We start from the raw sequence: 6651 nt of genomic DNA, 5'->3' as shown, positions 1-6651 counted from the left end.
TTGCCTTAGTCTGATCCTCAGTGACGGGGCGCGCCCCGTTGAAACCCGGAACGACCTGGAGGTGAGCCATGCCATTATTGACCTTTGATATTCTCGAGGGACGCAGTGAACAACAGATTACCCAGATGCTGGACGCCGCCCACCGCGCAGTGTTGACCGCCTTTAAGGTGCCAGAGCGCGATCGCTACCAGATTGTTCACGAAAATAAACCTTACCAAATGGTGATCCAAGATACCGGGCTAGGGATTGAGCGGACGGACAATATTTTGGTGCTGCGGGTGTTTACCAGCCCGCGCAGCGAGGAGCAGAAGGCGCTGTTCCTGACCGAACTGTGCCGCGAACTGCATGAGCAGTGCGGCATTTTGCCGAGTGACGTGATGGTCTCGTTCATCAGCAATACGCGCTCGGACTGGAGTTTTGGCAATGGGGTCGCACAGTATGTGACGGGTGAACTCTAGGCATGAAAAAGGGACGGCGTACCGTCCCTTTTGGCGATCTGGCCGCTTACCGTGCGCCGACAAACCCGCCGGTCTGGTGACGCCACAGGCGGGAGTAAAGGCCCTGCTCCCCCTGCAACTCGTCGTGGCTGCCCAGCTCGGCAATCTGCCCCTTCTCCATCACCACCAGCCGATCCATCTTGACGATGGTGGAGAGGCGGTGGGCAATCGCAATCACCGTTTTGCCCTTCATCAGCACGTTCAGGCTCTCCTGGATGGCCGCTTCCACCTCAGAGTCGAGGGCGGAGGTCGCCTCATCCATGATCAAAATGGGCGCATCTTTCAACAGCACGCGGGCGATGGCGATACGCTGGCGCTGGCCGCCGGAGAGTTTCACGCCACGCTCGCCGACATGGGCATCCAGCCCGGTGCGACCCTGATCGTCCACCAGCGACGGGATGAACTGATCGGCGTGCGCCCGTTTGATGGCGCGCTGTAACTCTTCCTCGGTGGCATCGGGCTTGCCGTAGAGCAGGTTATCGCGCAGCGAGCGGTTCAACAGCGCGGTGTCCTGGGTGATCATGCCGATCTGCGCGCGCAGGCTCTGCTGGCTGACCTGGGAGATGTCCTGCCCATCAATCAGAATGCGGCCGCCATCCAGGTTGTAGAGGCGCAGCAGCAGGTTGACCAGCGTGGACTTGCCGGAACCCGAGGGGCCGACCAGCCCGATGCGTTCGCCAGCGCCGATGGTCAGGTTGAAGTCGGGGATTAGCGGCGTACCCTCGCGGATGTAGTTGAACTTGGCGTGCTCAAAGGTGATCTCGCCACGGGTGACAATCAGTTCCGGTGCGTTTGGCTCGTCGCTGACGGTGACCGGCTGGGTCAGCGTCTCCAACCCATCCTGAACCATGCCGATGTTGCTGAAGATGCCGTTGACCACCCACATGATCCAGCCAGACATGTTGACCAGCCGCAGCATCAGGCCGGTTGACAGGGCAATCGCGCCGACGGTGATCAGGTTCTCCGTCCAGAGCCAGAGCGCCAGCGCGGTGGTGGCGACAATCAGCATCCCGTTGAGGATGTTTACCGTCACATCCATGCTGGTCACCATGCGGCTGGTGAGTTGCGCCTTATGGGTCTGTTCGCGCAGCGCCTCTCGGGCGTAAGCCTCCTCCAGGTCACGCTGGGCGAACAGTTTGATGGTCAGGATATTGGTGTAGTTATCGACAATCGCCCCCACCAGCCGGGAGTTGGCATTGGAGGCGGCCACCGAGCGCGCTTTCACGCGCGGCACAAAGTAGTTAAGGCTAATGGCGTAGGCGACAATCCACACCAGCAGCGGGATCATCAGCCGCCAGTCGGTCTCGAGGAACAGCACCATCGCGCCGATGGAGTAGATCAACACATGCCAGATGGCATCCACTGCCTGCACCGAGGAGTCACGCAGGGCGTTGCCGGTCTGGGTGATGCGCTGGGCGATGCGCCCGGAGAAGTCATTGGTGAAGAAGCGCAAGCTCTGCCGCAGGATGTGGTTGTGGTTCTGCCACAAAATCATGCTCGACATGCCGGGGTTGATGCACTGGTGAATCAGCAGGTCATGCAGGCCGATGAACAGCGGCCGCAGGATCAACGCGACGATCAACATCCAGAGCAGCTCATGGAAGTGCGCCTCGAAAAAGTTGGCCGGCGTGGTGCCGCGGGTCAGGTCAATCAGTCGGCTCAGGAAGTCAAACAGGATCACCTCCAGCAGGGCACTGACCAGCCCGACAAACATTAGCGCCAGGAAGGTCGGCCAGACCTGCTTGAGGTAGTAAAAGTAGAAAGCCCATACCCGATTAGGCGGCGTTTCCTTCGGAGCTGGCTTGAAAATGTCGATCATTTTTTCAAAGCTGCGGTACAACATATGACGCCTCTCATCTCATCAAGCGGATTCCGGCCGGCACAGCACCCGACCAAGGTGACACTGTCACATAAAGTGTAGCCATATTTATCAATTATGAAGTGTCCATGTGCCGTTGCCGGTACTGCCGGTGTGGCGGGAGGGGGAAAGCCGGAAGCCGGAAAGGCGCCCCGCGTACGGGGCGCCCCACTGTCAGCTCCCTGTACCATCCTTACGTTGCAGGGCTTTCACTTTCTGCGCCGCGTTCTTGCCGGCGACAAAGGCATGATCTGAATTGTAGTACTCCCACTCACTATAGCGACCCGACAGCACGATATCGTGCTTCGCCAGCCAGCTGCGCACCGTCGAAACGTGTTTGGCGCGGGTGTGGTCGTAGATCACATAGGCATACGGCATATCGACGATGTTGGCCGCCAGCACCTTGTCCTCTTTGGTGAACATCCCAACCTGGATGCACTCCTCAATGCAGCGGTCAATCAGCGCCTGCCCATCAACCGGCAACGGTTTATACGGCGAGTAAGTGATTTCGCAGGTAATGCCAAAACCACCCGGCGGGTTGCAGTGCGGGCTGGCATTGCCCTGCACAAAGATGCGGTGGAAGATGGTCTCCTCCGGGTAGTAGATCCAGTGTTTGTCGGTCAGGTTTTCGCGGCCAATCCCCAGGTTGACGCACTTGACGGAGATATGTTGCAGCCCTTCGGCGGCCTCACGGATCTCCACTGGCGCGGCATCGCCCATCATGCGGATCAGCTCTGGCAGCGGCAGGGTGCTGATCAGGTGGTCATAGCGGTAGCGGCGGCCATCGGCCAGCGTCAGGATATGCTCACGCGGCTGTACTTGGATAATCTTCGCGCCAGTCTCCAGTTGCCCGTCGATATGCGGCAGGAAGCCCTCCATCAACGCCTGGAAGCCGCCGCGCAGCGGATAGCCGAAGCGGGCGTTTGGCCCCATCGGTGCGCCGACTGGCTCCAGCGCCCCCTCAATGATCTGCTCCAGATCCGGCAACGGCACGCGGCCACCCAGCCATGAGGTTTCCATCTCAGAGAGCGGCACCGTCCACAGTTTTTTGTTGTAAGGGATGGCGAAGTGGTTGCCGATGCCCTTGCCCCACACCTTGTGGATGAACTCCTCGAAGTTTTTCGGCTCGCAGCCCGCGCCATCCACCACTGTGGTGTTCTCATCCGGCGCGCTGCCATCGGCGCAGCAGTCATCCAGCGGTTTCACCACCGCGCCCGCTGGCTGTTCGGCCGCGCCGTAACGCGCCTCGATTGCCCCGACGATGCACTCTTTGATCACTTCCGGCGGCAGGCCGTAAAGCGCACCCTGGAACGGGTAGCGGGTGTAGACATTTTTGCTGTAGACCCACGCCTCACGGTTCTGCCAGTGCAGGTTGTCCCCCAGCAGCATTGCGTAAAGCTCCAGCACATAGGGGTCATTGGAGAACATGATGTGGCCGGCGAAGTCAAAGGTGAAGCCATTGTCCTCAATGGAGCGGCACCAGCCGCCGACGCTATCATGGCGCTCCAGCAGCAGCGCGCCGGGGCCATAGTGGTAAGCGGCGCTCAGGCCGGTTGGGCCAGCACCGGCAATCAGGCAAGGGATGCGCACCGCGTCATTCGGGCTGGTAGTGCTCAGCACCGCGACGTTGGAGGCATCCAAATCGGTGCGGGAGACCGGCGCAATGTCCTGATGAACTGGGTGGCGTTTATGCAGCAGGGACTCATCCATCAGCGTCGCCATCTGCTCCGCCGTGGCATCCCACGAGGTGGCGGCGATGCGCCCGCGCATCTGCTCACCGCTCTCCGCTTTTTCGGCATCTGTCAGCGCCAGGGCGCGCTCACAGGCGGCGATAAAGCCCTCGGTATCGTAGCCGATGGCCACCACGTCACCATGCGGCTCCACCACGTCCTTAATGGCGGTACTGACGATCGGCAGCTCGGCGGCCATGTACTCCAGCACTTTGGTCGGGCTGATGAAGCGGGTGGACTCATTCAAGGCGAACGGCAGCAGGCAGACGTCCCAGTCAGCCAGGAAGTGCGGTAGCGCCTGATAGGTCTGTTGGCCGTAGTAGTGGATGTTCGGGCGCTGCGGCAGGCTGGCCGGGTCAATCTTCACCACTGGCCCCACCATGCAGAGTTGCCACTCAGGGTGGCGGTCTGCCATCGCCGCAATCAGGTCGAGGTCGAGTCGCTCGTCCAGCACGCCGTAGAAGCCAAGGCGCGGGTGCGGCAGGTGCTGCTGGTCAGGGTGGCCGTTGTTGCGGTCGCGCGCCTGCTCAAAGTGCACCGCGTCCACGCTGCTCGGGAAGCAGTAGCTGTTGTCATGGCGGCCCTGTTTGGCGGCATGAAGGCTCGGCCCGCCGGTGAACAGCAGGTCAGCGCGCGCCAGCAGGGCGGACTCACGTTGCAGCAGCTGTTTCGGCGCGTTTTTGAAGGCGGCCAGTTCATCCATGCAGTCATAGACCACCAGACTCGGGGTCAGGGAGTTGAGCAGCGGCAGCGCCATCGGCGTATAGAACCACGCAATGGGTTCACTGCCATCTTTGATCAGGTTCTCCAGCAGAGGTTGCAGCACGGCGATCTGGTCGTCGTGGAAACCGGGGGCGTGGACCGGTGTATGCGGACGGTAAACGGTGATGTTTGGGGCGGGAGTCGAGGTTTCCAGATAGGGTGCCCCTTCGTCAAACACGGGCTCCTCAATGAAGAGGATCCGATGAAATTGTGCCAGCCGGCTCAGCAGCTGCTGGGGCCGTTGATAGACAAAATCCCAACGCAAATGACAAAACACAACGATAGTCGACATAGAGCTTTCCTGGCCCGGTGGGCTGTTGGTGAAACACAGTTTCGAATGGAGCCGATGCAACATGCCCTGCGCGCGGCGCAAGGCGGTTGCATAGTGAGGAACCAGCACCCGGGCATGGGGATCGGGGCCGAGGTAGTCCAGATCCCATAAGCCGCTGCGGTGCCAATGTGCAACGTTGTCCCAATCGGGACGATCAATAATCGGATAGAGGCAGATGCCGCGGACATCCACGCCGATCATTTGGGCCTGCGCCACTTCAGCGGTGATGTCATTGATCCAGGTGCCGCGGCCACTGCCAACATGGCTGGTTTCAGCCAGCAAAACAGGACGGCCATAACGTTGATGCAGTTCCAGTAACATCTGGTAGAGCGGTTTGCGCCGCTTGTCGCCCAGATGCCACCACAGTCGGGCTTCAGTACCTCCCTCCCACTGGTTACTGTGATAGTAGTTCGCGCCAATCAGATCCAGATAGCGCGGCGAGCCGCCCAGCTCCGGTGCCAGGCGGCCGCAAATCATGTCCCAGGCGGCGTATTGCGCCTCACGTAGCCCCGCCACGGCCCCCTCCCACAGCTCCGGGTCAACCTCTGGCGGCACCAAATGGATGATCGGGTCGCATTGCAGGATGCGCGCGCGCGGGTCAGCCGCCCAGATGGCATCGCAACCGGCCAGCGTGGCGCGCACCATCTGGCGTTTGGCGGCGTCGCCAATCCCCGCCTCCACGCCGGGCGGCGGCGGGAAGATGCCGTTTTCCATGCCCCAGCTGGTGAAGGAGATCTCGTTGATAGGTGAATAGATGGGAATGTCAGAGAATGGGGCCAGGTAGCGCGTCACCGCGTCGCAGAAGCGGGCAAAGCGCGTGATGAACTCTGGCGAGAAGAACGCCACATCCTCCGGGTAGCCGTAGTGGCAGAACGTCCAGCAGATCTGGATGCCCAGCTCCTGCGCCACCCGGGCGCGCTCCTCCAGCGAGCTAAAATCAAATTCGCCATCCTTTTCAACCAACCGCCAACCAACCGTTTCACGCACGGTACGGATATTGAACGGTATCAGCGCGGCATAATCTTCCCTTACCCGGTTGAGGTGGCCTGTCGCCTCGTTCATTGACAGCGCCTCGCCTTGGGGGTTGATATGATCCGCACCTTCATATCCGGCTTGCCAGAAACTGGAAAATGGGGTCATCACTCACTTCCTTCTCATCATTAACAGCCGTCCAGTACCGGCCAGCCTGTGACAACCAGACCACCGGGCAGTTGACGGCCCTTCGGGACAGCCGAACCCGATCACGCAGGTTTAAACGGCATGAATCACAACGGTAATGCTGTGTGGTGAGTGCTGGAAAAAAGCAGCCAGCAAAAAAGAAGAAAGCAGAGCGTCCCTTGCAGCAAAACGCATGACCGCTTGCCGCCAGGTCTCAGACACTGAAAATTGATCCTGGGAGATTTGTAAGGCAGACGTGCCCTACTCCCCACTGATAGTTAGGATTTTTTAAGTATTAACGCATTGGGGATTTAT

General features: G+C 60.2%; 3 protein-coding genes. 1 reads left to right on the top strand and 2 read right to left on the bottom strand.

Translation table 11 applies throughout. The features are described from left to right. Positions 1-68 precede the first annotated feature (68 nt). Positions 69-458 carry a tautomerase family protein gene (locus tag ACK3SD_RS19285; RefSeq protein ID WP_481127709.1) on the top strand — a complete coding sequence of 130 codons (390 nt, stop codon included), beginning with the start codon at positions 69-71 and terminating at the stop codon, positions 456-458. A gap of 46 nt (positions 459-504) precedes the next feature. Here the strand turns inward: ACK3SD_RS19285 and ACK3SD_RS19280 are convergent, their stop codons facing one another. Both ACK3SD_RS19280 and ACK3SD_RS19275 read right to left on the bottom strand, forming a co-directional pair. Continuing rightward, on the bottom strand, positions 505-2340 hold the full coding sequence (locus ACK3SD_RS19280; RefSeq protein ID WP_137765633.1) for an ABC transporter ATP-binding protein: 1836 nt from the start codon (positions 2338-2340) through the stop codon (positions 505-507). A gap of 189 nt (positions 2341-2529) precedes the next feature. Then, positions 2530-6318 carry an FAD-dependent oxidoreductase gene (locus ACK3SD_RS19275; RefSeq protein WP_481127708.1) on the bottom strand — a complete coding sequence of 1263 codons (3789 nt, stop codon included), beginning with the start codon at positions 6316-6318 and terminating at the stop codon, positions 2530-2532. Positions 6319-6651 lie beyond the last annotated feature (333 nt).

The sequence above is a fragment of the Chimaeribacter sp. YP20170169 genome, from assembly GCF_056739715.1.
This window is presented reverse-complemented; position numbering and strand designations above follow the sequence as displayed.

What these genes read in the sequence shown, in the direction of transcription:
- ACK3SD_RS19285 (WP_481127709.1), top strand. Translation starts at nt 69, where the DNA reads ATGCCATTATTGACCTTTGATATTCTCGAGGGACGCAGTGAACAACAG.
- ACK3SD_RS19280 (WP_137765633.1), bottom strand. Translation starts at nt 2,340, where the DNA reads ATGTTGTACCGCAGCTTTGAAAAAATGATCGACATTTTCAAGCCAGCT.
- ACK3SD_RS19275 (WP_481127708.1), bottom strand. Translation starts at nt 6,318, where the DNA reads ATGACCCCATTTTCCAGTTTCTGGCAAGCCGGATATGAAGGTGCGGAT.